This is a genomic window from Sphingomonas lutea (genome assembly GCF_014396785.1).
Classification (GTDB): domain Bacteria; phylum Pseudomonadota; class Alphaproteobacteria; order Sphingomonadales; family Sphingomonadaceae; genus Sphingomicrobium; species Sphingomicrobium luteum.
This window is the reverse complement of the sequence record NZ_CP060718.1, coordinates 57,733-83,981: the sequence shown is the minus strand read 5'-3', so window position 1 is coordinate 83,981 and position 26,249 is coordinate 57,733. Positions and strand designations below refer to the sequence as shown.

25 protein-coding genes and 1 tRNA gene are annotated in these 26,249 nt (G+C 66.6%); 14 read left to right on the top strand and 12 right to left on the bottom strand.

Annotation, left to right across the window (positions count from 1 at the left end; translation table 11 throughout):
- Window positions 1-25: 25 nt before the first annotated feature.
- Window positions 26-457 (bottom strand): VOC family protein, encoded by a 432-nt coding sequence (locus H9L13_RS00445; RefSeq protein WP_187538074.1) that lies wholly within the window; start codon window positions 455-457, stop codon window positions 26-28.
- 68 nt (window positions 458-525) lie between these two features.
- Here H9L13_RS00445 and H9L13_RS00440 point away from each other — a divergent pair, with 68 nt between their 5' ends.
- The 4 genes from H9L13_RS00440 (at window position 526) to H9L13_RS00425 (ending at window position 5,189) form a co-directional block, all read left to right on the top strand.
- Entirely contained in the window at window positions 526-1,215 is a 690-nt protein-coding gene (locus H9L13_RS00440; protein ID WP_187538072.1) for a winged helix-turn-helix transcriptional regulator, read from the top strand.
- 31 nt (window positions 1,216-1,246) lie between these two features.
- On the top strand, window positions 1,247-2,254 hold the full coding sequence (gene cobS, locus H9L13_RS00435; RefSeq protein ID WP_187538070.1) for a cobaltochelatase subunit CobS: 1,008 nt from the start codon (window positions 1,247-1,249) through the stop codon (window positions 2,252-2,254).
- A 3-nt stretch (window positions 2,255-2,257) separates the two neighbouring features.
- On the top strand, window positions 2,258-4,072 hold the full coding sequence (gene cobT / locus H9L13_RS00430; RefSeq protein ID WP_187538068.1) for a cobaltochelatase subunit CobT: 1,815 nt from the start codon (window positions 2,258-2,260) through the stop codon (window positions 4,070-4,072).
- 298 nt (window positions 4,073-4,370) lie between these two features.
- On the top strand, window positions 4,371-5,189 hold the full coding sequence (locus tag H9L13_RS00425) for an esterase-like activity of phytase family protein (protein WP_187538065.1): 819 nt from the start codon (window positions 4,371-4,373) through the stop codon (window positions 5,187-5,189).
- Here H9L13_RS00425 and rpmB read toward each other — a convergent pair.
- On the bottom strand, window positions 5,186-5,482 hold the full coding sequence (gene rpmB / locus H9L13_RS00420) for a 50S ribosomal protein L28 (RefSeq protein WP_187538064.1): 297 nt from the start codon (window positions 5,480-5,482) through the stop codon (window positions 5,186-5,188). The two genes, H9L13_RS00425 and rpmB, sit on opposite strands and share 4 nt — an antisense overlap.
- A 161-nt stretch (window positions 5,483-5,643) precedes the next feature.
- Here rpmB and H9L13_RS00415 point away from each other — a divergent pair, with 161 nt between their 5' ends.
- Window positions 5,644-5,922 carry a hypothetical protein gene (locus H9L13_RS00415; protein ID WP_187538063.1) on the top strand — a complete coding sequence of 93 codons (279 nt, stop codon included), beginning with the start codon at window positions 5,644-5,646 and terminating at the stop codon, window positions 5,920-5,922.
- A 62-nt stretch (window positions 5,923-5,984) separates the two neighbouring features.
- Entirely contained in the window at window positions 5,985-6,413 is a 429-nt protein-coding gene (locus tag H9L13_RS00410) for a nucleoside deaminase (RefSeq protein ID WP_187538062.1), read from the top strand.
- Here the strand turns inward: H9L13_RS00410 and H9L13_RS00405 are convergent.
- On the bottom strand, window positions 6,385-6,963 hold the full coding sequence (locus H9L13_RS00405) for an OmpA family protein (protein WP_187538061.1): 579 nt from the start codon (window positions 6,961-6,963) through the stop codon (window positions 6,385-6,387). The two genes, H9L13_RS00410 and H9L13_RS00405, sit on opposite strands and share 29 nt — an antisense overlap.
- A gap of 254 nt (window positions 6,964-7,217) precedes the next feature.
- On the opposite strand from H9L13_RS00405, the gene H9L13_RS00400 reads away from it, so the two are divergent.
- Entirely contained in the window at window positions 7,218-8,561 is a 1,344-nt protein-coding gene (locus tag H9L13_RS00400; protein WP_187538060.1) for a hemolysin family protein, read from the top strand.
- Window positions 8,562-8,564: 3 nt separating this feature from the next.
- On the opposite strand, the gene H9L13_RS00395 is transcribed toward H9L13_RS00400, so the two are convergent.
- From H9L13_RS00395 to purD, 3 genes are read right to left on the bottom strand one after another with little or no spacing between them, the layout of a single operon-like run.
- Window positions 8,565-9,050 carry a hypothetical protein gene (locus tag H9L13_RS00395; RefSeq protein ID WP_235091016.1) on the bottom strand — a complete coding sequence of 162 codons (486 nt, stop codon included), beginning with the start codon at window positions 9,048-9,050 and terminating at the stop codon, window positions 8,565-8,567.
- A gap of 3 nt (window positions 9,051-9,053) precedes the next feature.
- Entirely contained in the window at window positions 9,054-9,545 is a 492-nt protein-coding gene (locus H9L13_RS00390; RefSeq protein WP_187538059.1) for a hypothetical protein, read from the bottom strand.
- Window positions 9,542-10,798 (bottom strand): phosphoribosylamine--glycine ligase, encoded by a 1,257-nt coding sequence (purD, locus tag H9L13_RS00385; RefSeq protein WP_187538058.1) that lies wholly within the window; start codon window positions 10,796-10,798, stop codon window positions 9,542-9,544. Before purD ends, H9L13_RS00390 begins: the two co-directional genes overlap by 4 nt.
- On the opposite strand from purD, the gene xseA reads away from it, so the two are divergent.
- Both xseA and H9L13_RS00375 read left to right on the top strand, forming a co-directional pair.
- Window positions 10,797-12,185, top strand: coding sequence for an exodeoxyribonuclease VII large subunit (gene xseA / locus H9L13_RS00380; RefSeq protein ID WP_187538057.1), 1,389 nt, complete (start codon window positions 10,797-10,799; stop codon window positions 12,183-12,185). The genes purD and xseA overlap by 2 nt on opposite strands.
- Before the next feature lie 5 nt (window positions 12,186-12,190).
- Entirely contained in the window at window positions 12,191-12,400 is a 210-nt protein-coding gene (locus H9L13_RS00375; protein WP_187538056.1) for a DUF2093 domain-containing protein, read from the top strand.
- Here the strand turns inward: H9L13_RS00375 and H9L13_RS00370 are convergent.
- The gene (locus H9L13_RS00370) at window positions 12,397-12,948 is read right to left on the bottom strand and encodes a hypothetical protein (protein ID WP_187538055.1); all 552 of its coding nucleotides are present in this window, start codon (window positions 12,946-12,948) and stop codon (window positions 12,397-12,399) included. The two genes, H9L13_RS00375 and H9L13_RS00370, sit on opposite strands and share 4 nt — an antisense overlap.
- 225 nt (window positions 12,949-13,173) lie before the next feature.
- Between H9L13_RS00370 and H9L13_RS00365 the strand changes: the two genes are divergently transcribed.
- Complete coding sequence (locus H9L13_RS00365) at window positions 13,174-16,326, top strand: TonB-dependent receptor domain-containing protein (RefSeq protein WP_187538054.1); 3,153 nt, start codon at window positions 13,174-13,176, stop codon at window positions 16,324-16,326.
- Between the two features lie 101 nt (window positions 16,327-16,427).
- Here the strand turns inward: H9L13_RS00365 and H9L13_RS00360 are convergent, their stop codons facing one another.
- Complete coding sequence (locus tag H9L13_RS00360; protein WP_187538053.1) at window positions 16,428-17,459, bottom strand: hypothetical protein; 1,032 nt, start codon at window positions 17,457-17,459, stop codon at window positions 16,428-16,430.
- An 80-nt stretch (window positions 17,460-17,539) separates the two neighbouring features.
- Here H9L13_RS00360 and H9L13_RS00355 point away from each other — a divergent pair, with 80 nt between their 5' ends.
- Complete coding sequence (locus H9L13_RS00355) at window positions 17,540-18,805, top strand: aspartyl/asparaginyl beta-hydroxylase domain-containing protein (RefSeq protein ID WP_187538052.1); 1,266 nt, start codon at window positions 17,540-17,542, stop codon at window positions 18,803-18,805.
- Here H9L13_RS00355 and clpB read toward each other — a convergent pair whose 3' ends face one another.
- Both clpB and H9L13_RS00345 read right to left on the bottom strand, forming a co-directional pair.
- Entirely contained in the window at window positions 18,806-21,409 is a 2,604-nt protein-coding gene (gene clpB / locus H9L13_RS00350) for an ATP-dependent chaperone ClpB (RefSeq protein WP_187538051.1), read from the bottom strand.
- A gap of 62 nt (window positions 21,410-21,471) precedes the next feature.
- Window positions 21,472-22,212: a D-Ala-D-Ala carboxypeptidase family metallohydrolase gene (locus tag H9L13_RS00345; protein WP_187538050.1), complete on the bottom strand. Its 741-nt coding sequence runs from the start codon at window positions 22,210-22,212 to the stop codon at window positions 21,472-21,474.
- Between the two features lie 63 nt (window positions 22,213-22,275).
- Here H9L13_RS00345 and H9L13_RS00340 point away from each other — a divergent pair, with 63 nt between their 5' ends.
- The 3 genes from H9L13_RS00340 to H9L13_RS00330 all read left to right on the top strand — a co-directional run bounded on the left by H9L13_RS00340 (window position 22,276) and on the right by H9L13_RS00330 (window position 24,182).
- The gene (locus H9L13_RS00340) at window positions 22,276-22,593 is read left to right on the top strand and encodes a polyhydroxyalkanoic acid system family protein (protein WP_187538049.1); all 318 of its coding nucleotides are present in this window, start codon (window positions 22,276-22,278) and stop codon (window positions 22,591-22,593) included.
- 100 nt (window positions 22,594-22,693) lie between these two features.
- Window positions 22,694-24,019: an FAD-dependent oxidoreductase gene (locus H9L13_RS00335; RefSeq protein ID WP_187538048.1), complete on the top strand. Its 1,326-nt coding sequence runs from the start codon at window positions 22,694-22,696 to the stop codon at window positions 24,017-24,019.
- Window positions 24,020-24,105: 86 nt separating this feature from the next.
- Window positions 24,106-24,182: transfer RNA gene (locus tag H9L13_RS00330), tRNA-Pro, on the top strand.
- A 1-nt stretch (window position 24,183) separates the two neighbouring features.
- Here H9L13_RS00330 and H9L13_RS00325 read toward each other — a convergent pair.
- Together H9L13_RS00325 and H9L13_RS00320 are read right to left on the bottom strand one after the other, a co-directional pair.
- Window positions 24,184-25,314, bottom strand: a complete 1,131-nt coding sequence (locus tag H9L13_RS00325) for an L-lactate dehydrogenase (protein ID WP_187538047.1) — start codon at window positions 25,312-25,314, stop codon at window positions 24,184-24,186.
- 133 nt (window positions 25,315-25,447) lie between these two features.
- Window positions 25,448-26,233, bottom strand: coding sequence for a class II aldolase/adducin family protein (locus tag H9L13_RS00320; protein WP_187539985.1), 786 nt, complete (start codon window positions 26,231-26,233; stop codon window positions 25,448-25,450).
- Window positions 26,234-26,249: the final 16 nt, after the last annotated feature.

Sequence of the window (26,249 nt, the reverse complement as noted above, 5' to 3'; positions counted from 1 at the left end):
CTCTCTCCTTTTGGCTCGGTCGCGATCACAAGGCGGCAACGGCCTCGGCACCCTTCTCGGCAGCGGCGGGGTCCATCCACATGACTTCCCAGATGTGGCCATCCGGGTCGGCCACGCTTCGCCCGTACATCACACCATAGTCCTGTTTGGGTCCGGGATCAGCCGTCCCGCCAGCCGATACGGCCCGTTCTACCGTCGTATCGACCTGTTCGCGGCTGTCGGCGGACAGGCACAGCAGAACTTCTGAGCCGGCCTTGGCATCGGCGATGGGCCGCGGCGTGAACTGGCTGAACTTGTCGTGGGTCAGAAGCATGACGAAGATGCTGTCGCTGATCGTCATGCAGGCCGCCGTCTCGTCGGTGAACTTGGGCTCGTTGGTCGCGCCGAGCGCTTCCAGGAATTCACGGGACTTGGCCAGATCGGCCACCGGCAGGTTGACGAAAATCATCCGCGACATGTGCGTTTCCTTCTTGGCTGCGACTCGATTCACTTGCCTTTTGACGCGACTCGTTATAAAAAACAACTGTGAAGTTAGAAAAAACAACCAAACGGTTCAAATCCGAGACGAAGCGAGCCTATGACGACGCTTGCGGGACGGCGCATGGTCTCGAGCTCGTCGGGGAGCGCTGGGCGTTGCTGGTGTTGCGCGAACTGATGCTCGGCCCGCGCCGCTTCTCTCAGCTGCGCGCGGACCTCCCCGGAATCAGCGCCAACGTGTTGACGCAGCGCCTGACCGAGCTTGAGGAGCGGGGGCTTGTGGTGAAGAAGCGCTTGCCTCCCCCTGCCAATGTGCAGGTTTACGAAGCGACCGAATGGGGGCTGGAGGCTGAGCCGATCGTGCAGAGCCTTGGCCGCTGGGCCGCGCGGAGCCCGCGCCATGATCCGACCCTGCCCATCAGCGGCGTGTCGATCCTGCTGTCGATGCGCACCATGATCGACCGCGCCAAGGCCGCCGATCTCGACGCGCGGATCGGCTTTGCTTTTGGCGACGACCGCTATTCGGGCCATCTTCATGGCGGCATGATCGACATCGTCCGTGGCGGCTCAGGGCCCTACGACCTCGAGATTTCGGCCGACCCCCCGGCCAACCTCGCCGCCGTGCTCTATGGCAAGGCGCCTTACGAATTAATCCAATGGTCGGGCGACCGCTCCCTGCTCGACCGCATCGTCGATCTCTACCATTTGCCGCCCAAAGCCCCGGTCCCCGGCCATTGAGGCGCGGCGCCGGCGCGCCTAAGGCAATCCCATGACCGACCTGCCCAACGTCCAGCCTGAAAGCCGCGCCGAAACACTCATGGCGGCGCCCGACAAGATCGTCACCGTGCGCGACATGTTCGGAGTCGATTCGGACATGGAAGTGCCGGCCTTTAGCGAGGCGGACGAGCGGGTTCCCGACCTCGACCCGACCTATGTCTTCGACCCCGACACCACGCTCGCCGTTTGTGCCGGCTTCGCCAAGAACCGCCGCGTGATGGTCCAGGGCTATCACGGCACGGGCAAGTCGACGCACATCGAACAGATTGCGGCGCGGCTGAACTGGCCGATGATCCGCATCAACCTCGACGCGCATATCAGCCGCATCGACCTTGTCGGCCGGGACGCGATCGTGCTGCGCGACGGCCAGCAGGTGACCGAATTCCGCGAAGGGCTATTGCCGTGGGCACTGCAGCACCCGGTGGCCCTGGTGTTCGACGAATATGACGCGGGCCGGCCCGACGTGATGTTCGTCATCCAGCGCGTGCTAGAGGCGGAAGGGAAACTGACGCTGCTCGACCAGAACCGCGTCATTCGGCCCAACCCCTGGTTCCGCCTGTTCGCGACCACCAATACCGTGGGCCTGGGCGATACGACCGGTCTCTACCACGGCACGCAGGCGATCAATCAGGGGCAGATGGATCGCTGGAACATTGTCACCACGCTCAACTATTTGCCGGCTGCGGTCGAAGCGCAGATCGTGCTCGCCAAGTCGGGCGAATATGACGAGCCGGGCGGCAAGGCGACGGTCGACAAGATGATCAAGGTCGCCGACCTCAGCCGCCAGGGCTTCATGAACGGCGACATCTCGACCGTGATGAGCCCGCGCACGGTGATCAGCTGGGCGCAGAACGCGCATATCTTCGGCGACGTCGGCTACGCCTTTCGCGTGTCCTTCCTCAACAAGTGCGATGAAACCGAACGCGCGCTGATCGCCGAATATTATCAGCGGGTGTTCGGACAGGACCTGCCCGAAAGCGTGGCCGCGAAAGCGGGCTAGCGCGTGGCCGAGCGGATCGACCTGTTCCGCCGCGCCCTCGCCGGGGCAACGCGGGCCCTTGCCAGGGATCCCGAAGCCGACGTCGTCTTCGCATCGGACGCCGCGCCCGCATCGGGCAAGACCGCGCGCGTGCCGTCCCCGGGTCCGGGTCTGGAAGATCGGCTGGTGGCCGAAGCGCGCGGCGCCGCCGATGCGCTCGCGCTGCGTCTCCGTCACCACGATCCCCGGCTCCACAGCGCGCATGCCCCGATCGATCCCGAAGCGCGCGCAGTATTTGACGCGCTCGAGGCGGCTCGGGTCGAAGCCCTGGGGTCGAAGGCGATGGCCGGGGTCCGCGACAATCTCACGCAACTCACCGAAGCGCGCGTGCGCGGCGACGCCATCACGCGGGCGCGCAATGCCGAGGAAGTGCCGCTGGCGACCGCGGTCGGGCTGATTGCGCGTGAACGCCTGTCGGGCCAGGCACCGCCCAAGGCGGCGTTACCGGGGTTGGGCCTGGTCGCACCGTGGATCGAGGAGAAGGCGGGCGGCGATTTCGACGGTCTCGCGCTGACCCTGGACGACCAGGCGGCGTTCGCTGCGCTGTCGCGGCGCCTGCTCGAGGATCTCGAGCTTGCCGTGGCCGAGGACCCTACCGCCGACGCCCCGGAGGATTCGGGCGACGACGAGGATGCGGACGAGGGCGGAACCGAAGAGACGGCCGATCAGGGCGAAGAGGGGACGCCGGCCGGCAGCGACGCCGATGTCCGCGGCGAGCAGGCGGAGGACGGCTCGGCGGACGAGCAGGGGTCCGACCAGATGGAGATGGGCGAGGACCAGTCGCTCGCCGGGGACGAGCTCAGCGACAATGTCTTCGCCTCGCAGGGGCGACGCAATTGGGACCTTGCCCCGCCGACCGCTTACAAGCCCTTCACCACCCGCTTCGATGAGGTCGTCGATGCCTTCGACCTGTGCGACGAGGAAGAGCTGGCGCGGCTGCGGTCCTACCTCGACCAGCAGATGGCGGGCTTGCAGAATGTCGTCGCCCGCCTCGCCAACCGGCTGCAGCGGCGGCTGCTGGCGCAGCAGGCGCGCAGCTGGGATTTCGACCAGGAGGAAGGAATTCTCGACGCCGCGCGGCTCGCGCGGGTCGTCGTCAGTCCCGGCCATTCGCTGTCGTACAAGGTCGAGCGCGATACCGAGTTCAAGGACACCGTGGTCTCGATCCTCATCGACAATAGCGGGTCGATGCGCGGGCGGCCGATCGCCATCGCCGCTATCTGCGCCGACATCCTGACGCGCACGCTGGAGCGCTGCGGAGTCGCGACCGAAGTGCTCGGCTTCACCACCCGCGGCTGGAAGGGCGGGCAGAGCCGCGAGCTGTGGTTGGCCGACGGCCGGCCGGCGGCGCCGGGGCGGCTCAACGACCTCCGGCACATCATCTACAAGACCGCGGACGAGCCTTACCGGCATGCGCGGCGGCAGCTCGGGCTGATGATGCGCGAAGGCTTGCTCAAGGAGAATATCGACGGCGAGGCACTGCTCTGGGCGCACAATCGCCTCATCGGCCGGGCCGAGGAGCGGCGCATCCTGATGGTCATTTCCGACGGCGCGCCGGTCGACGATTCGACTGCCTCGGCCAATGGCGGAAGCTATCTGGAGCGCCACCTGCGGCAGGTCATCGATTGGATCGAGAAAAGATCGACGGTCGAACTGCTGGCAATCGGCATCGGGCACGACGTCACGCGCTACTACAGCCGGGCGGTGACGATCATGGACGCCGAGCAATTGGGCGGCGCGATGATCGACCAGCTGGCGCAGCTGTTCGAAGACGCTTGAGGACGGGCCGGTCGGGACAAAAAAATGGGCCCGGCACAATTACTCGTGCCGGGCCCCCCTCGTTACGCGACGCGAGGGAACTCGCCGGCTTGTCGCCGGCATGACGGGGAAAAGGGGACGAACCCCGTCGCAAGATCGGCTTCTGCCCGATTCGCACCCAATCAAGCCTGAACATCGAATGCAGCCATTGTTCAGGAAATTCCTTCCTATTCAGCTACTTGCCCTGGGGCTGTCAGCCATTGGCTTCGAAGCCTGGATGGACGGCCTGAGCGACCGGAGGGAGCTCGGGGCGAGGGCGGTGAAGATCGAACTTGCCCCGGTTCAGTTGCCCGCGACGGCAGGCCCGTTGCGCGTGGCCGGCGCATGGCGATTGACCGGCGACGATCCGCGCTTCGGCGGGATTTCGGCGATGGCCATTCATGAAAAGGCGCTGCTGGCGGTAACCGATTCGGGCGCAGTCGTCCGATTCGCCAAGCCCGCCGGGAAGCGCGTCGCCGCAATCATCACCGACGTGCCCGACGGTCCGGGCGACCCGCAGTTCAAGCGCGCGCGCGATGCCGAAAGCCTGGTGCGCGATCCCGCCGGGCGCGGCTGGTGGGTCGGGTTCGAAAATCGCCACAGCCTGTGGCTGTTTGATTTGCGGTTCGAGCGCGCGCTCGCGCGGATCAACCTGGGCCGCGGCATTCGGGATCGGAATGGGGGCATTGAAGGCATGGCGGCCGATGGGGAGGCGCTATTGGCTTTTCCCGAACGCGGAAACCGCGTCCTGCGATTGCTGGACGGGCCGGTGCGCCAGCTCCCCATCGTCAATCCGCGCGGGCGGATCACTGATGCAATGATGCTTGGCGGGGGCCGGGTCGCGGTGATCGAACGTCGCTGGACCGTCTTCGGCTTCCGCAACAGGCTCGGCATTCTCGAACCGTCGGGCGCGGGTTTTCGCTACGCCGCCGCGGTGCGCCTGCCGGTCTCGCCGATCGACAATGTCGAAGCGCTTACCGCCGAACGGCTGGCGAATGGGACGATCCGGTTCTGGATGATGACCGACGACAATTATCACGCGCCCATGCGGACGCTGCTCATCGCCTTCGACCTGCCGCCGCAGCGGCCGGCGAGTTAAGCCGCGGGCTGGGCCGCCTGCTTCTTGCCGATTTCCCGCTTGAGCTTGCGCACCTTCGGGCTGAGCTTGTCGTCGCTGGTCTTCTTCAGCCAATTGTCCAGGCCGCCGACATGCTCGACCGAACGCAGGCCGTGGGTCGAGACGCGAAGCTTGACGCTGCGCTCCAGCGAATCGGAGATCAACGTGACATTCTGCAGGTTGGGCAGAAAGGTCCGCTTGGTCTTGTTATTGGCGTGGGAAACATTGTTGCCCACCTGCCGGCCCTTGCCGGTCAGCTCGCAAACGCGCGACATGGTTTCAAATCCTGATTACTTAAGCGAGCCTCGAAAGGCCCGAAGAGCGCCGCCCGTTAGCGGTTCCACCTTGCGCCGTCAACGTTGCGCGCGTTAGGCGGCAACCCGATACAGTTGGTTGCGTTAGGCTACCAAACATCTTTCAACCGCGAGGTGCGACCATGCGTGCCGTTATCCTGATCCTCATTGTCGTCATTGTCGGCGTGATCGCCGCCATCGCGACAGGCTTCCTCAACATCAACCAGGTGCGCGGGATCGAGGCGCCTCAGGTCAGCGCCACGCAAAACGGCCTCACCGCGCAGGGCGGGCAGGCCCCAGCGTTCGAGGTGGAAACGGGTTCGGTTCGAGTTGGCACTTCCAATGCAACCGTCAAGGTTCCGGCACTGGAAGTCAGCAGGCCGGGGGACCAGGCGCAGCAACAAACCAATAATGCGATGTAGCTGACATCGGCCGGCCGGCACGCTAGCCCGCCGCCAGGATGACGTTCCCGCTACCTCAACCGATGCGCCGAGCCCTTGACCTCGCCGCCGAAGCCGCGGCTGCGGGGGAAGTGCCGGTTGGTGCGGTGGTCACGGTTGGGGATCGCGTTCTCGCCGAATCGCGCAATGCGATGCGTGAGGGGAATGACCCCACAGCGCATGCGGAAATCGTCGCGATCCGCAGTGCCGCGGCTAAGCTCGGGACCTCACGCCTCGACGAATGCATCTTGTGGGTGACGCTTGAGCCATGCGCGATGTGCGCCGCGGCAGTCTCGGTTGCTCGCATGAAGGCGCTGCGGTTCGGTGCCGAAGATCCCAAGGGCGGGGGCGTGGTCCACGGTCCGCGCATCTTTACGCAGCCGACCTGCCACCACCGGCCTGACGTATTGGGCGGGATTGGCGAGGCGGAAGCCGCGGCGCTGCTTACGACCTTCTTCGCCGAACGCCGGTAGCGGGGGCATCGCTTGAACGATAGGGCACCAGGCGAATCTCGACGCGGCGATTCGCTGCGCGCTGCTCTTCCGTGATGTCGGGATTATGCAGCGGGGCGGATTCGCCATAGCCCCTGGAAGCCACGCGCGCCCGCGCCACCCCGTGACGGGACAATGCGGCAGCTACCGCCGCCGCGCGCCGGTCCGAAAGGGTCTGGTTGAACGGTGCGGCACCGGTCGTGTCGGTATGCGCGAACACATCGACATAAGTGCGGTTGCGGCCCTTCACCGTGCGCGCGATTTCCAGGATGGTGGCGCCGAATTCCGGCCGCACGTCGGCGCTGCCGGGCGCGAACGTCAGTGTTGCCGGAATGCGGATGAGGATGCCGTCAGGCAGCCGAAGCACGTCGAGGCCGATCCCTGCCGTTTGTTGCCGAAGCTCGGCTTCCGTTGCCGAAAGATAGGCGGGCGCTTCCGCTGGTGGAAGCGGACGAATTCCGGCGGCGCGCATTTTTGCAGCGCGGGCACGTCTGCCCGCGACAACGTCGCCGCTGACGTAAGCGGCGCTCAATCCCAGCGGAATGAAAGCGGCCGGAGGCGCGACGACAGGCGGTGGCGGCGGCGCCGAACGCGACAAACCGCATCCCGAGAGGGCCAGGCCTCCGGCAAAGATTCCCAAGAGGCCACGGTGAAATCGCATAAGCACGCTCCAGTTCGACCAACCAACGCCGGTCAAACCGGCATGGCGGAGCGGCGGTTCCGCACTATCGTGGAAGCACCGCTTGTGGACACATGGGGCGGAAGGCTACATTCGCGCAAGCGCCTATGAGCGATCAGCTGCTTCCCCTTCCCTGGCTCGACATTGTCATCATCCTCGGACTGGTCCTGCTCAACGGACTGTTCGCGATGAGCGAGCTTGCCATCGTCTCGTCGCGCGAGGCGCGGCTCCGCGCGCTTGCCAAGAACGGCAGCAGCGGCGCCAAATGCGCCTTGTCGCTGGCGGCGGAGCCCGGCCGGTTCCTGTCGACCGTCCAGATCGGCATCACCCTCATCGGCGTGCTCAACGGCGCCTATTCTGGCGCAAGCCTGGGTGAGCCCGCAGCACAGCGGCTCGAGCTCCTCGGGCTTGATCCCGACACGGCGGAGACCGCGGGTTTCGGTCTGGTGATCGTGGTCGTCACCTATCTTTCGCTGATCGTCGGCGAGCTGGTGCCAAAGCAATTTGCGTTGCGCTCGCCCGAGCCGATCGCCGTGCTCGTGGCGCGCCCGATGCGCTGGCTGTCGAAGCTGACCGCGCCGTTCGTCTGGCTGCTCGACCGAACCAGCATCGCGATTTTCAAGTTGCTCGGCTTCGACCGCGAATCGAAGAATCAGGTCACGGCGGAGGAGCTGCATCTGGTCGTCGCCGAAGCGCAGACGGCGGGCGTGCTCGAAGAAAGCGAGCGGGCGATCATATCCGGGATCGTTCGCCTCGCCGACCGCCCGGTGCGCGAAGTCATGACGCCGCGCACCGACGTCGACTGGATCGACGTCGGCGCCAGCCCCGCCGAAATCCGGCAGGAACTGCTCGACAACCCGCACAGCCGAATTCCCGTCGCCGACGGCTCGATCGAAAATATCGTCGGCGTCATTCAAACGCGCGACGTGTTGGCGGCGCAGATTCGCGGCGAGGAGCTGGACCTTAAGCGCCTGTGCCGGACGGCGCCGGTCATTCCCGACTTGATGGATGCGATGGACGCGCTGGCAGTGCTTCGCGCGGCCGACGTTCCGCTTGCCCTGGTGCACGATGAATATGGTCACCTCGATGGCATCGTCACGCCCGGGAGCATCCTCGCGGCGCTCGCCGGGACGTTCGCCCACGATGTCGAGCAGGGCGAGGAGCCGCCGCTGATCGAGCGCGAGGACGGCAGCTGGCTCGTGTCCGGAGCGGCGAGCGCGGATGTCCTAAGCGATCGTCTGGGTGTGCGGATGCCCGAGGAGCGCGAATATTCGACCGTAGCCGGCTTCGCTTTGTCGGTGCTCAAGCATCTTCCTGAGGTTGGCGAGACATTCAAGCATGACGGCTGGTTGTTCGAGATCGTCGATCTCGACGGCCGCAAGATCGACAAGTTGATCGCCTCGCGCCCCAAGCGGCGCAAGGCCGACGCCGAGGCCCAGGCCGTCGGCTAAACGCTAGAGCTTGCCGAACCTCTGTTCGAATCCGTCGGTATCACCGCGCGCCAGATAGTCCGCCTGCTCGACGATCCGGTCCCGGCTCAGCCGGCCACGGAACGCGCCGAGCTGGGCATCGACGCGCTCCATTTCGGCAGGGGTCAGCTTGGCAATCTGTTCGAAGCGCGAAAAGCCAAGGCTTTGCAGCGTGTCCGCAAGCTTTGGGCCAACCCCCTTGAGAAGGAGGAGGTCGTCGGAATCGTCGTCCTTGAGGTGCTGGTGCACGGGCGCGCGGAGGAATTCCCCGGTGACATCGCTGGTCGCCGCCGCCGCTTCGCCGGCGATGCCGCGGCCTTCGGGCGGCGCGGCCTGGGTCATGTGGGGGCGGATTGGCGCGCTGTCGCTCAGCGTCACCCGCTGCTTGGGGCGCAGCAGGAGAAACGCAAGGATCAGGGCGATGCCAATGGCAAGAAGCAGATAGGGCCAATATTCGCGGATCATTTCCATCGCTCACCAACTCCATTGCGCGTTGTGACGGCGGTGCCACTCGACAAGATAGCCAAGCGCCATCCCGAGAAGGAAGCCCAGCAACGTCGCTCCAATCCCCTCGAGGATCATGGGGATGCCATAAGGATTGCGGCCCCAGCGCGCCTTGCCGACGCCGGGCACCTGGCTGAGCACCCGGACGAGCTCGCCGCGCTGCCAATCATCGGCCTGGCCGCGAAGCAGCAGGTCGCGCGTCAGCGGTCCGCGCTGCAGCCGCGCGTCGATCCGCGCCATCTCATAATAGGTCAGCGCCTGACGCGTGGTCCGCTCGACCGACGCGACGAAGGGCGGGGCGGCATACATATGCCACGCCGCGGTCGCGGCCAGCGCCACCGCGCCACCGATGACCAGCGCGCGGCGGCCGAGCCGGTGGCGGTACGCCGTGGTGCGGGCAATCGCGCCAAGCACGAGGCCGAGGGCGAAAAGCGGCCAGAAATAGCTCCACAGGCTGTTCATGCCGGGGTCCGTTCCAGTTCGCGCCAGCCGATGTCGCGCCGGTGAAAACCGTCGGCGAAGTCGATCTGGTCGATCGCGCGATAGGCGCGCGCCCGCGCATTGGCGAAGGTGTCCGCGACGGCAGTGACGGCGAGCACGCGCCCGCCCTTGGCCACAAGGCCGCCCGAGTCCTCGGCCGTCCCGGCATGAAACACGGTCACGCCTTCGACCTGCTCGGCTGCCTCGATCGCGCGAATCGCGCCGCCGCTGATCGGCGTGCCGGGATAACCGCGCGCGGCTAGGACCACGGTCATCGCGTGCGCGCCCGACAGCCGCGGCGCTTCCCCGGCGAGCCGCCCGGTTGCGATCTTGAGCAACAACTCGGCAAAGTCGCCCTCGATGAGCGGCATGATCGCCTCGCACTCGGGGTCGCCGAAGCGGACGTTATACTCGATCAGCTTGGGCCCGGCGGAGGTCAGCATGAGACCGGCATAAAGAACGCCGACGAACGGCGTTCCCGCGGCGGCCAAGGCGCGCACCGTCGGCAGGACGATTTCGTCCATCGCGCGGCGTTCGAGCGCGGGGGTCAGCACCGGGGCAGGGGCGTAGGCGCCCATGCCGCCGGTGTTGGGCCCGGTATCGCCTTCGCCGACGCGCTTGTGGTCCTGCGCCGAGGCAAGCGCGATGGCGCATTCGCCATCGACAAGGGCGAACAGGCTGGCTTCCTCACCCTCGAGGAATTCCTCGATCACCAGCGGACCGTCGCCGGCCGCTTCGATCGCCGCGACCGCTTCGTCGCGGGTCATGGCAACGGTCACGCCCTTGCCCGCGGCAAGCCCGTCGGCCTTGATCACGACGGGGATCGAGAAGCTGTCGAGCGCCTGCAATGCGTCCTGCACCGTCTCGGCCCGGACGTAGTCGGCCGTGGGGATTGCGTGCTCTCGGCACAGGTCCTTGGTGAAGCCCTTCGACCCTTCGAGCTGCGCTGCTGCGGCGCTCGGCCCGAAGACGGCGATCCCCGCTTCGCGCAGCCGGTCGGCCACGCCGGCGACAAGCGGCGCCTCGGGACCGATGACGACGAGCCCCGCGCCAAGGTCACGCGCCAGCTGGAGAACCGCTTGCGGGTCGCTCGGATCGCCGGGCACACATTCGGCCCAGCGCGCGATCCCCGGATTGCCCGGCATCGCGACGAGTTGGCCGCAGCTCGGCGATTGCCTAAGCCGCCAGGCAAGCGCATCCTCGCGCCCTCCCGATCCCAAAAGCAGGATATTCATGGATCTCCCTGACGACAGCCGACCCGGCCTGTTAGCGAACGTCGCTTCGGGCGACAATTCGCCTGCGCTAAGTGTCAGCGAGCTGTCGGGCGCGCTCAAGCGGACGATCGAGACCGCCTTCGGCCAGGTCCGCGTGCGCGGCGAGATTTCCGGGTTCAAGCGGCACGGTTCGGGCCATTGCTACTTTACGCTCAAGGACGAAAGCGCGTGCATCGACGCGGTGATCTGGCGCAGCAGCGCGGCGGTGCTGGCGTTCAAGCCCGAGGACGGGGCAGAGGTCATCGCGACCGGCAAGCTGACCACCTTTCCCGGCCGGTCCAAGTATCAGATCGTCATCGAACGGCTCGAGCTGGCGGGCGAGGGCGCGCTGCTCGCGCTGCTCGAACGACGGCGCAAGGCGCTTGCCGCGGAAGGGCTGTTCGATCCGGCGCGCAAGCGCCGGCTGCCTTATCTGCCGCGCGTGATCGGGGTCGTCACCTCGCCCACCGGTGCCGTCATTCGCGACATCCTCCACCGGCTCGAGGACCGTTTTCCGACGCACGTCATCCTGTGGCCGGTCGCAGTCCAGGGTGATGGCGCCGCCGCCCGAATCGCCAACGCCATCCGGCGCTTTCCGGCGATCGCCCCGCGTCCCGACTTGCTGATCGTTGCGCGCGGCGGCGGGTCGATCGAGGATTTGTGGCCGTTCAACGAAGAGGAGGTTGTTCGCGCGGCCGCCGAATCGCCGATCCCGATCATCTCCGCCGTCGGGCACGAAACCGACACCACGCTGATCGATCACGCCGCCGATCTTCGCGCGCCGACGCCGACCGCCGCAGCGGAGCTTGCCGTGCCGGTGCGTGCCGAGCTCGCCGCGCATCTCTCCGAGCTCGGGCGGCGCGGCCACAATTGTCTGTCGCGCCAGGCCGAGCGCGCGCGCGAGCGGCTGCAGCTCACCGCCTGCCGCTGGCCGGAAGCGCCGACACTCTTCACGCCGGTCGCGCAGCGCCTCGATGAGCTGGGCGAGCGCCTCCCGCGCGCCCTGTCGGCGCGCGCCGGCCACGCACGCGGCGACCTCAACCTCGTTGCCGGGCGGCTTCGCGGCGACCTTGTCGAACAGCGCGTCGCGCGGCTTTCGGAGCGGCTCGCCGCTTTGTGGCAGATGGCCGAGCTGGTGCACCCTGAGCGGCCACTGTCACGCGGCTTCGCACGGGTCACCGACACGGCTGGCGTGACGATGACCAGCGCGGACGCTGCCAGGTCGGCGGGATCGGTGACCATGCATTTTGCCGACGGCCGCGTCGACGCCTCGGTCGGGCCGGGCGGTCGGCCGCCCCCGGTTGAGCGCAAGCGCCGCGCGAACTACATGCCCCCGCAACCGGGGCTGTTCGATCACGGCGAGGAGTAGCAGCGATGTTGATGTCTGGAAGCGGTCGGACGGCGCGGGTCCGCTATCTGCCGGGCACGTTCAGGCTGCTTGCCGACGGCGATCATGTCGTCTGTGCGATCACCGGGACGCGCATTTCGCTTCACGAACTGCGCTATTGGAGCGTCGATCGGCAGGAGCCATACGCCGATGCCGAAGCGAGCGCCGAGGCCGAGCGGCGGAGCGCTGCCGGTTAGCCGACGCGGCGACCCCGAAGGCCGACCTGCCCATCGACTGAAAGGAAGTAGTTTCCGAGCACGCCCTTGAGGATCGTGATCTTCTGTCCCGGCCGGGGCGCGATCCAGTTCAGCTTGCTTTCGGTCGTTTCCCACACCGCATTGTCGGCCAAGACGATCCGGTAGCGCCCGGCGCCCTTCAGGAGCCACGCCGACTTGATCGTCGAATCGAGGCGGTCGTCCGGGTCGTTCTGGCTGTCGTCGCCGGAGAACCAGGGCAGTCGCGGCAGGGAAAAGCCGAACAGCGAACGCCGTGCGCGGCGCACTTCGTTGCGGTCGACCACGCGGACCTGGCCGGACGTCGTCGCATTGACCAGCGCCGCGCTTGCCGCGTCGTAGCAAGCAACGCGCTGCGCGGCGTCGGGGATCTTGCGGCAGGCTTCGAGCGCCTTGACCAGCGGGTTGTTGGCATCGGTCGGCATCGCTTGCGGCGCGCGCGACTGTGCGGCGGCGACGCCCGCGGGTGCCGCGGCAATGGCGGCAAGGATCAGCGCATTACGCCAACGCATTCGATGATTCTCCGGTTGAAGCTTAGCCCCCTGCAATCCTGCGCAACTTTGCCGTGAAAGCAACCTGTGCCTCAAATGCAACATGGCTGCCATGATTTGCGGTCGGCGGCGCGCGTCTCATTGATTTGCTCCGCTTCTTACCCGTAGGAACGGCAAATCAGCGCCGGTCTCCCGGCTGCAACATATTATGCGGCTGCGAGCCGGGGTTTCGAGAAGGGGATAAGAATGTCGAAGAGCAACTTTAAGGGTTCGCTGCTGGCGACCACCGTGATTGCGGGCATGGTTTTTGCCGCACCGGCGTACGGACAGGCGAACCCGGCTGAGGGCGCTGCCCCGGCCGCCGACGAGACTCCGGAAGCTGGTACGCAGAGCAACGAGTCGGCTGGCCCGGCCGAGCCGACCAGCGCCGAAGAGATCGTCGTTACCGGCACGCTCATTCGTAACCCCAACCTGGTCAGCGCCGCTCCGGTCTCGGTCATCGGCCAGGAAGAAATGCAGCTGCGGCAGACCAACGTCGCCGAAGAAGTGCTGCGTACCATCCCGGGCGCCGCGGCCAGCGTCGGCAGCAATATCAACAACGGCAACGCGGGTGCGTCGTTCGTCAACCTGCGCGGCATTGGCGTCAACCGCAACCTGGTCCTGCTCGACGGCGTCCGCCTCGTCCCGACCAACCTCACCGGCACGACCGACTTGAACAACATCCCGCTGGCGCTGGTCGACCGGGTCGACGCGCTGACCGGCGGCGCGTCCACGACTTACGGCGCCGACGCGGTGTCGGGCGTCGTCAACTTCATCACCCGCAGCGACTTCGCGGGCATGGAGCTGGGTGTTTCCAACCAGATCACCGAGCGCGGTGACGGCCACTATTTGCGCGGCGATTTGACCATCGGCGCCAACTTCGACGACGGCCGCGGCAATGCGGTGATCGGCGTCGGCTACCAGGAATCGGACCCCGTCTACCAGGGCGGCGATCGTCCGGATTCGCAGTTCGCGAACAACTCGCAGTCGCCGAACCCGGCGCTGCTCGGTTCGCCGACCGCGACCCCATCGACCATCTTCGGCCTGTGCCCGGCGGAGCCCACGGCACTTGGTGTTTGCGCGCCTGCGGCCACGGCGACAACGACCACCAACGTCCAGGTCACCGACGACGGCACGGCCTTTGGGATCGCCGACCGTCCGTTCAACTTCGCACCCTACAACGTATTCCAGACCCCGTTTAAGCGCTACAACCTCTACAGCGCGGGTCACTATGACTTGTCGGATGCGATCACGGTCTATGCCCGTGGCCTCTATTCGAACAACACGGTCGACACGATCATCGCCCCGTCGGGTGCGTTCAACATCGCGGTCGCGATCCCCTTCAGCAACCCGTTCCTGACCGCGGCGCAGCGTGACCTTCTGTGCGCCCGTGCCGACGTTGGCGCAGCGGCGGGCGTTCAGTTGCTGTCCTCGACGGGCGTCAGCTGCGCAGCTGCTGCTGCCGCGCTGTCCCCGGCCGACCCGAACTTCCAGGTTGCGCGCGTCAATATCTCGCGTCGCGCGACGGAGCTTGGGCCGCGCATCAGCAGCTATAACACGCAGGTGTTCGACTTCCGCGTCGGCGCTCGTGGTGACATCACCAATGAGATCGGCTGGGACGTTTGGGCCTCGCGCGGTCAGAGCACGCGCCGTCAGACCATTCAGGGCTACGCCTTGAACTCGCGGATTCGCGCTGCCGTGTTCGCCTCTAGCGCCACGAGCTGCCTTTCTCCGAACGCCGGATTTAACGTGACCACCGGGTCGGGCACCAGCTCGAGCGCGGGCTGCGTCCCGGCCAACTTCTTCGGCGGCAACGGCACGCTGACGCCGGGCAGCCTCGATTTCCTGTCGGATGAATCGCAGACGGCCAACTTCAACAAGCGCACGCAGGCTCGCGCCACGATCAACGGCGACACGCCGGTGCAATTGTGGTCGGACCAGCCGATCTCGTTCGCCATCGGCGGCGAGTATCGCAAGGACTACGCCAACACCCGCGCCGATGCCTTGGCTCGCGCTGGCGACTTGGGTGGCTCGGGCGGTGCGTCGCCGGACATCACCGGTCAGTTCGACGTGTATGAAGGCTTCGCCGAAGTCATCGCGCCGCTCGTCTCCGACCGCCCGTTCATGCAGGAACTTCAGGTCGAAGCGGGTATTCGCCGGTCGCACTACACGATCGACATTGCGGGCTCGCCGAAGTTCAACACCACCACCTACAAGGTCGCCGGTAGCTGGGCGCCGGTGCGCGATCTCAAGATCCGCGGCAATTTCAACCGCGCCGTCCGCGCTCCGAACATCGGCGAATTGTTCTCGCCGGTGAACACGGTGCTGACCAACCTCGGTACCGATCCCTGCCAAGGTCAGAACCCGGTTGGTAACGCCGCTCTCACAGCGGTTTGTATCGCTCAGGGTGCTGATCCGTCGTTTATCGGGTCGATCCCGTCGCCGGCGGCCGGCCAGGTCAACATCACGACCGGCGGTAACCCGTTCCTGCAGCCGGAAACGGCCAAGACCTGGACGGTCGGTGCGGTCATCCGCCCGAGCTTCCTGCCGGGCTTCGACGCGACGATCGATTATTACAACATCAAGGTCACCGAGGCGATCACCACCCCGACCCCGGGCGACCTGATCGCGGCATGTTTCGGCAGCCCGAATGCGGCCAACCCGGCTTGTACGGTCATCGGCCGTAACCCCGCGACGGGCTCGCTGTCGGGTGACCCGGCGACCACGCCGGGCCTGTTCGGTGCATTGTCGAACCTCGGCAAGATCGAAACCGACGGTGTCGACCTCGTGGCCAACTATCGGCGGAGCCTCGGCACGCTGATCGGTTCGCCGGCACGCATCAACCTCAGCTTCGCGGGCAACTGGACGCGCAACAGCAAGTTCCAGGCCACGCCGAGCGCGCTCAACCGCGATTGCACCGGCTTCTACAGCGTGAACTGCGGCTCGCCGAACCCTGAGTTCACCTTCAGCCAGCGCAGCACGCTGTCGCTCGGCAAGGTCGATCTCTCGGTCTTGTGGCGCTACATCCACAAGCTGCAATACGAGCCGATCCAGCTTGCTGAGGAGCGTGCCGATGCGGAAGGTGTCTGCCCGGACGTCGACGGCTTCGATCCGTTCGCTTGCGTCACCGATGCGCAGTACACCCGCATCCCGACCTACCACTACTTCGACCTGTCGACCCGGTATAACGTGAGCGAGAATTTCGACTTCACGTTCACCATCCAGAACCTGTTCGACAAGGATCCGCCGAACGTTGGTAACTCGGTTGGTTCGACGGCCTTCAACTCGGGTAATACCTATCCGGGCACCTACGACTCCCTCGGCCGTCGTTTCGGCGCCGCGGCCCGCATCAAGTTCTAACGAACGCGAAGCAGATCAAAGGGGAAGGGCGGGTCTTCGGACCCGCCCTTTTTTTGCGCCTTGATGCCAGACTAAAGTCCGGTGGCGCGACGACTTGGCGTCTAGGTCAGCAGGGGTCTGGGAAGGTTGAGCGAGATCCCGAGGTGGTCCGCCAATCGACGGCTCCATTCGGTCACGATGCCGACCTCGCGCTTGTGGACCTCAATGCCTCGATCGGCCTCCGCGGAGCGTTCGGCCGCCGAGTAACTGGAGCCGTCCTTGCTGTGGCGGGTAAAAGCGGGCCCGGCGGCGATTGCTGCCGCGTCGACGTCGAGCGCGAAGTGGCGGCCCAGCTCGGCCACGGCAGTGGCGGGATTCGCCATCAACGCTTCGCTGTCGACCGTCCGAACCGTTTGCGGATGCGCCGCGGCGATGTCCTCGAACAAGGCCTGCTGCGCAAGCCAGCCCGTAGCCGCGGCCTGCAGGTCCGTTTGCCGATAAAGATCTTCCTCGCTCAATCCGAAGCGGTTGACCTGGCCCAACCGTATGAGTTTCCACATCAGCTCACGGACCCAGGCGCGACCTTCGATCTCCTTCCGCGCGATGGACGCCAGGAACGGCTCCAGCGGCGCGTGGAGAAGGAGGATCCGCACGTCGGGTCGAAGCCCGAGCACCAGCGGAAGCAGCGGGTTGAAGACGTTGGACGGCTTGATCACGCTGACTTCGGCGCCGTTCAGCGGGCGCGCGAGCAACCACAATGCCGCATCAAGCGCCGCAGCGACCTGGCGCGGGTCGCCGCCCCGTAGCTGCAGACCGACGATATCGTTCAAGATCAGGGGCTCCTTGAAGCCCATCGCCGTGCCGGGAATGTCGAAGGCGCGGGCAAGCAGTGTCGAGCAGCAATAGGCGGAGTGAAAAATGAACCTCGGCGACGGGGGCTGCAGCGCTTTCGCCTGCGCCAGGCAGTCCGCGCGCGGCGCCGCGACCATCGGCAGATCGTCGAGCTCGGCATCGATCAGGAACGTGGCGGCCCGGTGCCGTTCGCGGTCGACAAGGCGGAACTGGATTGCATCGCCAGCTTCGTCGTAGCGATGGGCAAGCCAGCGCCCGTCCCGGATCAATTCCGCCAAAGGAGGGGACGCGACGGTCGCCATGGACTTGGCTTCTGTCATGTTGACCGGCGGCTGCGCAAGCGCGCTTGACCTCCGGCAGTGGGCACCCCCAAGCTGCCGTCATGCCGAAAGTTTCAGTGGACCAGCATCTCAGCGCGGCCGTCCAGGCGCGTCAGGCGGGCCGGGCGGACGAAGCGACACGTCATTTCAGCGCGGTCGTTGATATCGACCCCACCCATCCGCTTGCTCGTAATGCCCTGGGGCTCGACGCGCTGGCGCGGGGGGATGCGCGCACGGCCGCCGGCCATTTCGAGCGCGCCGTCGAGGGCGACCCGGCCGCTGCCGCGCTGTGGATGAACCTCGCGAAAGCGCGGCGGCTTCAAGGCGATGACGAGGGCGAACAGGCGGCGTTGGAAGGCGCATTGGGGATCGACCAGACTCACCTCATGGCGTTGATCCGCATGGCGGAGCTCCACGAGCGCCGGGGCGAACTCGCGGCGGCGGCAGGGCGCTGGAGCGGCGTCGTCGCGCTCGGCACGCAAATCCCCAATCCGCCACCGGAGCTCGCCGCGACCTTCGCGCGTGCGCGCGAAAGTGTCGCCCGGCAGCGCAAAGTGCTTGAAGCGAAGCTCGAAAGCGCGCTTGCGGAAGAGGTCGGGCGTGCCAGCGAGCGTGACAGGCGCCGCGCAACGGCCGCGGCCGATCGGTTGATCGGAAAGCGGCGCATCTTCGTCAATGAATGCCACGGTTTCCATTACCCGTTCCTGCCTGCCGACGAGTTCTTCGATCGCGCGCATTTCCCCTGGTTCGCGGAGTTGGAGGCGGCGACCCCGATCATCCGTGAGGAGCTCGCGGCGATCCTCGCCGCGCCCGATCCCGGGCTGGTGCCCTATATCGACATGCCCTCGGGTACGCCCGAGAACATCTGGACGCGGCTCGACCATTCGCTCGATTGGGGTTCGCTCCATTTGTGGAAGGATGGTGAGCGAATCGACGGCGCCTGCGCGCGCGCCCCGAAAACGGCGGCGATCGTCGACAAGATGCCGCTGTGCCACATCCGCGGGCGCGCCCCACACGTCTTCTTTTCGATCCTCAAGGCCGGCAAGACGATCCCGCCGCACACGGGCGTGACCAACGTCCGCGCCATCGTCCATTTGCCCTTGATCGTGCCCGGCGACTGCGCCTTCCGAGTCGGCGGTGAGACTCGCGAATGGCGCGAGGGCGAAGCGTTCGCGTTCGATGACACGATCGAGCACGAGGCGTGGAACCGCAGCGACCGGGATCGCGCCGTGCTCATCCTCGACGCGTGGAACCCGCATATGAGCGAGCATGAGCAAGCCATGGTGCGCAGCATGTTCGCGGCCATGGCCGCCGCGCGCGACGGCTGATCATTCGGCGGCCGCGCGAACCTCGTCCGCCGGGGTGAGCACGAGCTGGCCGTCGCCCTCGTCGACGCGCACTACGGTCCCGTCCGCAATCTCGCCCGCCAGGATGCGGTCGGCGAGCGGATCCTGCAGATATTTCTGCACCGCGCGCTTGAGCGGCCGCGCGCCGTACACGGGATCGTAGCCGACGCGCCCGAGCCAGGCGCGCGCGGCGTCGGTCAATTCGAGCCGGATCTTGCGGTCCTCGAGCAGCCGTCCGAGCCGTGCGACCTGGATGTCGACGATCGGTCCCATGTGCCCCGCGCTCAGGCGGTGGAACAGGATGATCTCGTCGAGCCGGTTGAGGAATTCGGGGCGGAAATGCCCGCGCACGACTTCCATCACCTGCGGCTCGACCTTCTCGACCGGCTCGTCCTCGCCGAGGCCCGCGAGATATTGCGAGCCGAGGTTCGAGGTCAGGATGATGATCGTGTTGGTGAAATCTACCGTGCGGCCCTGCCCGTCGGTCAGGCGACCGTCGTCGAGCACCTGGAGCAGGACGTTGAACACGTCGCCGTGCGCCTTCTCGACCTCGTCGAACAGCACGACCTGGTACGGCCGCCGCCGCACCGCCTCGGTCAGCACGCCGCCTTCGTCATAGCCGACATAGCCCGGCGGCGCGCCGATCAGCCGCGCGACCGCATGCTTTTCCATGAACTCGCTCATGTCGATGCGGACCATCGCCCCCGCATCGTCGAACAGGAATTCGGCGAGCGCCTTGGTCAGTTCGGTTTTGCCGACGCCGGTGGGGCCAAGGAACAGGAACGACCCCAGCGGGCGGTCGGGATCCTGCAGGCCCGCGCGGGCGCGGCGGACAGCGGCGGCAACAGCCTTGACCGCATCTTCCTGCCCGATGACCCGCGCGCCGATGATGTTTTCCATCTGCAGCAGCTTCTCGCGCTCGCCCTCCATCATCCGCTCGACCGGAATGCCGGTCCAGCGGCTGACGACCGCGGCGATATCCTGGTCGGTGACCTCTTCGCGCAGCATCGCGCCCTTGGCCGCGGTCTCCGCGTCGGCGAGCTGCTTTTCGAGCTCGGGGATGCGCCCGTAGGCAAGCTCCCCTGCTTTCGCGAGATCGCCGCCGCGCTGCGCCTGCTCAAGTTCGAGCCGCGCGGCGTCAAGCTGCTCCTTGACCTTGGCTTCGGCGCTGATCTTTTCCTTTTCCGCCTGCCAGCGCTGCGTCAGCTCGGACGATTGCTGCTCGAGATTGGCAAGTTCCTCCTCAAGCTTCCCGAGCCGGTCTTTCGACGCCTTGTCGGGCTCCTTCTTCAGGGCCTCGCGCTCGATCTTGAGCTGGATGATCCGCCGGTCGAGGTTCTCGATTTCCTCGGGCTTGCTTTCGACCTCCATGCGGATGCGGCTCGCCGCCTCGTCCATCAGGTCGATCGCCTTATCGGGCAGGAAACGGTCGGTAATGTAGCGGTTGCCCAGTGTCGCCGCCGCGACGATCGCCGCGTCGGTGATGCGCACGCCGTGGTGAAGCTCATACTTCTCCTTGAGGCCGCGCAGGATCGAAATGGTGTCGGGCACGGTCGGCTCGCCGACGAACACCGGCTGGAAGCGCCGTTCGAGCGCGGCGTCCTTCTCGACATGCTTGCGATATTCCTCGAGCGTCGTCGCGCCGATGCAGTGCAATTCGCCTCGCGCCAGTGCGGGCTTGAGCAGGTTGGACGCGTCCATCGCGCCTTCGGCCTTCCCGGCGCCGACGAGGGTATGCATCTCATCGATGAACAGGATGATGTCGCCCGCTGCCTGGCGCACTTCGTCGAGCACGCCTTTCAACCGCTCCTCGAACTCGCCGCGATATTTCGCGCCGGCGATCAGCGCGCCCATGTCGAGCGACAGCAGGCGCCGGTCCTTGATCCCGTCGGGCACGTCGCCGTTGGCGATGCGCACCGCAAGTCCTTCGGCAATCGCGGTCTTGCCGACGCCGGGTTCGCCGATCAGCACCGGGTTGTTCTTGGTGCGGCGGGCAAGCACCTGGATGGTGCGGCGGATTTCCTCGTCGCGGCCGATGACTGGGTCGAGCTTGCCGTCGCGCGCTGCCTGCGTGAGGTCGCGCGTGAACCGCTTCAAGGCGTCGTAGCGGTCCTCGGCGGATTGCGTGTCCGCGGTGCGCCCGCCGCGCAATTTGTCGATCGCTGCGTTGAGGCTCTGCGCCGACACGCCCGCGCGCTTGAGCGCGGCGCCGACGTCGGTGCTTGTCGCCAGCGCCATCGCCAGCAGGATGCGTTCGACGGTGACGAAGCTGTCGCCCGCCTTTTGCGCGACCTGCTGCGCCTGGTCGAGGATCCGGATCGTGTCGCCATCGAGGCCCGGCGCCTGGGTGGCGCCGCTGCCGGTCACGACCGGAATGGCGGACACGAGCAGGTCGGCCTCGCGCTTGGCGGCCTTGCCGTCGCCGCCGGCCGCGTCGATCAACCCGGCGGCCATGCCCTGCTCGTCGTCGAGCAACGCCTTGAACAAATGCGCCGGAGTGATTCGCTGGTGATTTTCGCGCACCGCAATCGTCTGCGCGGCCTGCAGGAAGCCTCGTGCGCGCTCGGTCAGTTTCTCCAAATCCATTCGTCAGCCCCTCAGTCCGCCGCCCATATGGTGTTGCACATCGGCAACACAAGCGTCGGCGCTCAGTTCTTTTGCTGCGGCGTTGTCGCTCCCGGCGAAGTGGGCGGGTGAGCGGCCGCGGCATCGGGATCGCTCGACCGCGCCAGGTCAAAGCTTCGGGCGCAGGCGATGCTGCCTTCGTGATTGGTGCCCCAGGTCCGGAACTTGCGCGAATCGATATGGAAGCGAAGCCCGACGTAAAAGCCCAGGCCGACGCCATAAGCGGCACCGCTGCCGGCATGGACGGCGCACAACTGCTGGATCAGGTTTTCGCGCGTGATCGGCCGCAGCGGGACCAGATCGACCGCCTGCATGAAGCGATGAGCGCTTTCGCGCGCCCCGCCCGCGCACTGGTTGAGCATCGGGTTGCGATAGACCGACACCGGCTCGACCGGGCCGATCGCGGGGATCACCCGGTCGCGCGCATAACGCAACGTCTGGACCAGGTTGGGCCATTCCTGCGTCGGCGGCACTTCGAAGGCCGGCGCGCCGCATTTGTACCAGTCGCTCGCGGTGCGCAGCAGCTGCCACGTGGGAACGATTCCGGCGACGCCATAGGCCGTCAGATAATCGTTGAGCGCGCGGACCTGCCCGGCATGCAGCGGTGAAGCGAGGTACCAGTTGCGATAGCCCGGCTCATCCTGCCCGGAGACAATATAAGGCTCGGTCGGTGCCCACGGCATGCCGGGCCGCCAATCGGGCGGGGCCGCGGCGGCGGGGACGGCTGCAAGCAGCATCAGCAGGGCAAGGATCAAGCGCACCATCGTAAGGATAGTGCGCTCGCCGCGCTTGAAAAGCGCTGAACGTCCGCCCACTGTATGACGGATATGGCACACCCGATTGAAGTCGATCTTCCCCACCAGCTGGGCAAGGATGAAGCGCGGCGGCGCATCGCGAACAATATCCATACGCTCAGCGACCACATCCCGGGCGCGGCGAACGTGCAGTCGGCGTGGACCGACGACCAGCTCCGGCTAGACATCGGCGCGATGGGGCAGGAGGTCGCGGCGACGATCGACATCCACGACAAGAGCGTGCACCTGAAGGTGCTGCTGCCCGGCATGCTCGGCATGTTCGCAGGGCCGATCCAGGCAGCGCTCCGCAAGAAGGGCAATGTCCTGCTCGAGGATCACTCGAAAGGCTGATTTCGTTAATGCGACGACCCTCGACATGATCGAGGGGACGCGGCAATCCAGCCGTAGCGTTTGTGGATTGCCTCACTGCGCTCGCAATGACGGAGGGTCTATGCGGCATTTTGCGGTGGTCGGATCGGGGCCGGCGGGGTTCTACACCGCCGAGGCGCTGCAAAAGACCTATGGCGATGGGGCGCGCATCGACATCCTCGACCGCTATCCGGTGCCGTACGGCCTGATCCGCTTCGGCGTCGCGCCCGACCACCAGTCGCTGAAGGCGGTGTCCAAGCGCTACGACAAGGTGGTCGATGCGCCGGGGGTCGACTTCATCGGCAACGTCACGCTCGGCCGCGACATTTCGGTCGCCGAACTGCTCGACCTCTACGACGCGGTGATTCTTGCCATCGGCGCGCCGCACGACCGCAAGCTCGGCATCCCCGGCGAGGATTTGCCGGGCGTGTTCGGCTCGGCCGAGTTCGTCGGCTGGTATAACGGTCACCCCGAATTCGCCGACCTCGATCCGCCGCTCGACGGCACGCACGCCGCGATCATCGGCAACGGCAATGTCGCGCTCGATTGCGCGCGGATCCTGTCCAAGACGCGCGACGAGTTCGAAGGATCGGACATCGTCGGCCACGCACTCGATGCGCTCGACGGGTCGGCGATTCGAACGATCACCATTTTGGGTCGCCGCGGCCCGCACCAGATTGCGATGACCCCCAAGGAGCTCGGCGAGCTGGGGCATCTCGCGGCCGCCGTGCCCGAAATCGATCCCGCCGACTTCCCCCCGGTCGACGCCGATGCGGCGCTCGAACCCGGCCTGCGCAAGTCGGTCACCTTGCTGCGCGAGTTCGAGGGTATCGCGCGCGACAAACCCAAGCGCATGGTCTTCGACTTCTTCGCCAAGCCGGTCGCGATCGAAGGCCCTTCGGCGGGCTCAGGACAGGCTGCCCGGGCCGAGCGGATCATCGTCGAACGCACCGAACTCGACGAGAGCGGCGCCGCGCGCGGGACCGGCGAGACCTATGCGGTGCCGGCCTCGCTGATCATCAGTTGCATCGGTTATTCGACCCCGCCGATCGAGGGCGTCGCTTATGACGAGCGCGGCGGCAAGTTCCTCAATGACAGCGGGCGGATCGGCGACCGCCTGTTTGCCGTCGGTTGGGCGCGGCGCGGGCCGACCGGGACGATAGGCACCAACCGGCCCGACGGCTACGAAGTCGCCGACCAGGTCGCGGCGGCGATGCCGCCGGGCAGCGCCGGCGACAAGCCGGGCGCGGCGGGCCTGAAGCGGCTGCTGGACGAGCGCGGCATCATGGCCACCGACTATGACGATTGGCGGAAAATTGAGGAAACCGAGGCCGCCAACGCGCGCCCGGGGAGCCCGCGCGAAAAGTTCGTTCGGGTCGCGCACTGGCTGGAGTCCCTGGGGCGTTAGGTCCTCGGGGAGGAATGGGTTGCGCTAAACCCTACCGCCTCCTATTCAGCCCGCGCCTTGGCTCCCGCTGTCGTGCGGGTTCCGGTCGGGGAGTAGCTCAGCCTGGTAGAGCACTGTCTTCGGGAGGCAGGGGCCGGAGGTTCGAATCCTCTCTCCCCGACCAATCATCTGTCGATGACCGATTCATCGATGCCGGCGACGCTGGTCACGCCGGTGAGCGCCATGGTCACGCGCATTTCCGCCTCGATCAGGCGCAGCACGTGCGCGACGCCGGCCTGTCCGCCGCCCGCCAGCGCATAGCCCCAGGCGCGGCCAAGCAGGACGAAGTCGGCACCCAGCGCCAGCATCCGCACCACGTCGAGCCCGGAGCGTACGCCGCCATCGACCAGCAGCTTGAGCCTGCCATCCGCGGCCTCGGCAACGCGCGGCAGCGCGCGCGCGGTCGAGGCGACGCCGTCGAGCTGGCGTCCGCCGTGGTTCGACACGACGATGCCGTCGGCGCCGGTGGCCGCGGCTTCGCGCGCGTCGTCGGGGTCGAGGATGCCCTTGATCACCAGCGGCCCGTCCCACTGGCTGCGGACCCATTCCACGTCCTTCCAAGTGACCGACGCGTCGAAGTTCTTGGCGACCCAGCCCATCAAGTCCTTCAAGACGGCGCCGGCGCCGACGAGCGGTGCGATATTCCCGAACGTGTGCGGACGACCGTGGACGCCGACGTCCCACGCCCAGCCCGGCCGCATCAGCGCCTGGCGAAATTGCGTGTGCTTGCCGCGCAGGCCGCCTGACAGGCCCGAGCGATAGTCGCGGTAGCGCGTGCCCGGCACGGCAAGGTCGACGGTCAGCATCAGTGCGCCGCATCCGGCCGCCTTGGCTTGCGCGACCATGTCGCGGGTGAAGTCGCGATCCTTGACGATGTACAGCTGGAACCATAGGGGCGCGGCGCGCGCGACCTCGGCGATCGGGCAGGCGCTTAGCGTGGAGAGCGTGAACGGTACGCCCGCCGCCGCCGCCGCTTTCGCCGCCTGCACTTCGCCGCGCCGCGCATAGAGGCCGCTGAGTCCGACCGGCCCAAGTCCGACGGGCAGTGACCAGCGCTGGCCAAATAGCTCGGTCGAGGTGTCGATCGCCGACACATCGCGCAGCACCCGCTGCCGCAACGCCACCGCCTGCAGATCGGCGGCATTCCGCGCCAGCGTGACTTCGTCGTACGATCCGCCGTCGAGATATTCGAACAGGAAGTGCGGCAGCCGGGCGCGGGCCAGCGCGCGGTAATCGGAGATCGAGGCGGCCGTCACGCATCCTCCCCAGCGGTTGCTGGGGAGGAGGACCAGCGAAGCTGGTGGAGGGGTTCTTCGGACGACGTAGAACCCCTCCACCATCCTTCGGATGGTCCCCCTCCCCGCGAACTCGCGGGGAGCATGTTCTTCTTCACGTCGCGAAGCTCGGGTCGAGGCGGTAGGCCTTGCGCAGAAGTGCGGGCCAAGCGAGCAGATTTGCCGCGACCTTGAGCCCCACTGCACCCTGCTCGGCGGCCAGCTCGGGCGTGCCCTGCGGCGGGTTGCTGATCCTGTCGCCCGCGCTCAACGCCATGATCTGCGCCTGGCAGGCGCGCTCGATATAATAGAGCGTCAGGAAGCATTCGCCGACGGTGCCGCCAACCGCGAGCGTGCCGTGATTGCGCAGGATCATGCCCTGCTTGTCGCCCAGGTCGGCGACCAGCCGCTCGCGCTCCTCAAGGTCGGTGGCGACGCCTTCATAATCGTGGAAGCCGAGCGCGCCGCGGATCAGCATTGCGGTCTGGGTCAGCGGCAACAGCCCTTCTTCGTGCGCACTCACCGCCTGGCCGTGGGGCGTGTGCAGATGCATCACCGCTTGCGCATCCTCGCGCGCCATGTGGATCGCGCTGTGAATGGTGAAGCCCGCGGGGTTGGTGATGAAGGGCGTCGGATCGACCGGATTGCCGTGGGTATCGACCTTGACCAGCGACGAAGCGGTCACCTCCTCGAACATCAGATTATAGGGGTTGAGCAGGAAGTGATGCTCAGGCCCTGGCACGCGCGCCGACAAGTGCGTGAAGATGAGGTCGTCCCAGCCGTAATAAGCGACCATGCGATAGGCGCAGGCCAGGTCAACGCGGACCGCCCATTCCTCGTCGCTGACCTTGCCCTGGAGTGAGGGGATGTCGACCGACTGCAGCGGCGAGGCGCCGTCCATTCCACGGGTCATCGTC

Excerpts from the sequence above, each read along its gene's own strand:
- H9L13_RS00370 (WP_187538055.1), bottom strand. The coding sequence starts at position 12,948 with ATGCGTTGGCGTAATGCGCTGATCCTTGCCGCCATTGCCGCGGCACCC.
- H9L13_RS00445 (WP_187538074.1), bottom strand. The coding sequence starts at position 457 with ATGTCGCGGATGATTTTCGTCAACCTGCCGGTGGCCGATCTGGCCAAG.
- H9L13_RS00410 (WP_187538062.1), top strand. The coding sequence starts at position 5,985 with ATGCGCCGAGCCCTTGACCTCGCCGCCGAAGCCGCGGCTGCGGGGGAA.
- H9L13_RS00335 (WP_187538048.1), top strand. The coding sequence starts at position 22,694 with ATGCGGCATTTTGCGGTGGTCGGATCGGGGCCGGCGGGGTTCTACACC.
- H9L13_RS00355 (WP_187538052.1), top strand. The coding sequence starts at position 17,540 with ATGCCGAAAGTTTCAGTGGACCAGCATCTCAGCGCGGCCGTCCAGGCG.
- H9L13_RS00375 (WP_187538056.1), top strand. The coding sequence starts at position 12,191 with ATGTTGATGTCTGGAAGCGGTCGGACGGCGCGGGTCCGCTATCTGCCG.
- H9L13_RS00340 (WP_187538049.1), top strand. The coding sequence starts at position 22,276 with ATGGCACACCCGATTGAAGTCGATCTTCCCCACCAGCTGGGCAAGGAT.
- H9L13_RS00320 (WP_187539985.1), bottom strand. The coding sequence starts at position 26,233 with ATGGACGGCGCCTCGCCGCTGCAGTCGGTCGACATCCCCTCACTCCAG.
- H9L13_RS00345 (WP_187538050.1), bottom strand. The coding sequence starts at position 22,212 with ATGGTGCGCTTGATCCTTGCCCTGCTGATGCTGCTTGCAGCCGTCCCC.
- H9L13_RS00400 (WP_187538060.1), top strand. The coding sequence starts at position 7,218 with ATGAGCGATCAGCTGCTTCCCCTTCCCTGGCTCGACATTGTCATCATC.
- purD (WP_187538058.1), bottom strand. The coding sequence starts at position 10,798 with ATGAATATCCTGCTTTTGGGATCGGGAGGGCGCGAGGATGCGCTTGCC.
- H9L13_RS00360 (WP_187538053.1), bottom strand. The coding sequence starts at position 17,459 with ATGGCGACCGTCGCGTCCCCTCCTTTGGCGGAATTGATCCGGGACGGG.
- H9L13_RS00395 (WP_235091016.1), bottom strand. The coding sequence starts at position 9,050 with ATGGAAATGATCCGCGAATATTGGCCCTATCTGCTTCTTGCCATTGGC.
- H9L13_RS00365 (WP_187538054.1), top strand. The coding sequence starts at position 13,174 with ATGTCGAAGAGCAACTTTAAGGGTTCGCTGCTGGCGACCACCGTGATT.
- H9L13_RS00390 (WP_187538059.1), bottom strand. The coding sequence starts at position 9,545 with ATGAACAGCCTGTGGAGCTATTTCTGGCCGCTTTTCGCCCTCGGCCTC.
- cobS (WP_187538070.1), top strand. The coding sequence starts at position 1,247 with ATGACCGACCTGCCCAACGTCCAGCCTGAAAGCCGCGCCGAAACACTC.
- xseA (WP_187538057.1), top strand. The coding sequence starts at position 10,797 with ATGGATCTCCCTGACGACAGCCGACCCGGCCTGTTAGCGAACGTCGCT.
- clpB (WP_187538051.1), bottom strand. The coding sequence starts at position 21,409 with ATGGATTTGGAGAAACTGACCGAGCGCGCACGAGGCTTCCTGCAGGCC.
- rpmB (WP_187538064.1), bottom strand. The coding sequence starts at position 5,482 with ATGTCGCGCGTTTGCGAGCTGACCGGCAAGGGCCGGCAGGTGGGCAAC.
- H9L13_RS00415 (WP_187538063.1), top strand. The coding sequence starts at position 5,644 with ATGCGTGCCGTTATCCTGATCCTCATTGTCGTCATTGTCGGCGTGATC.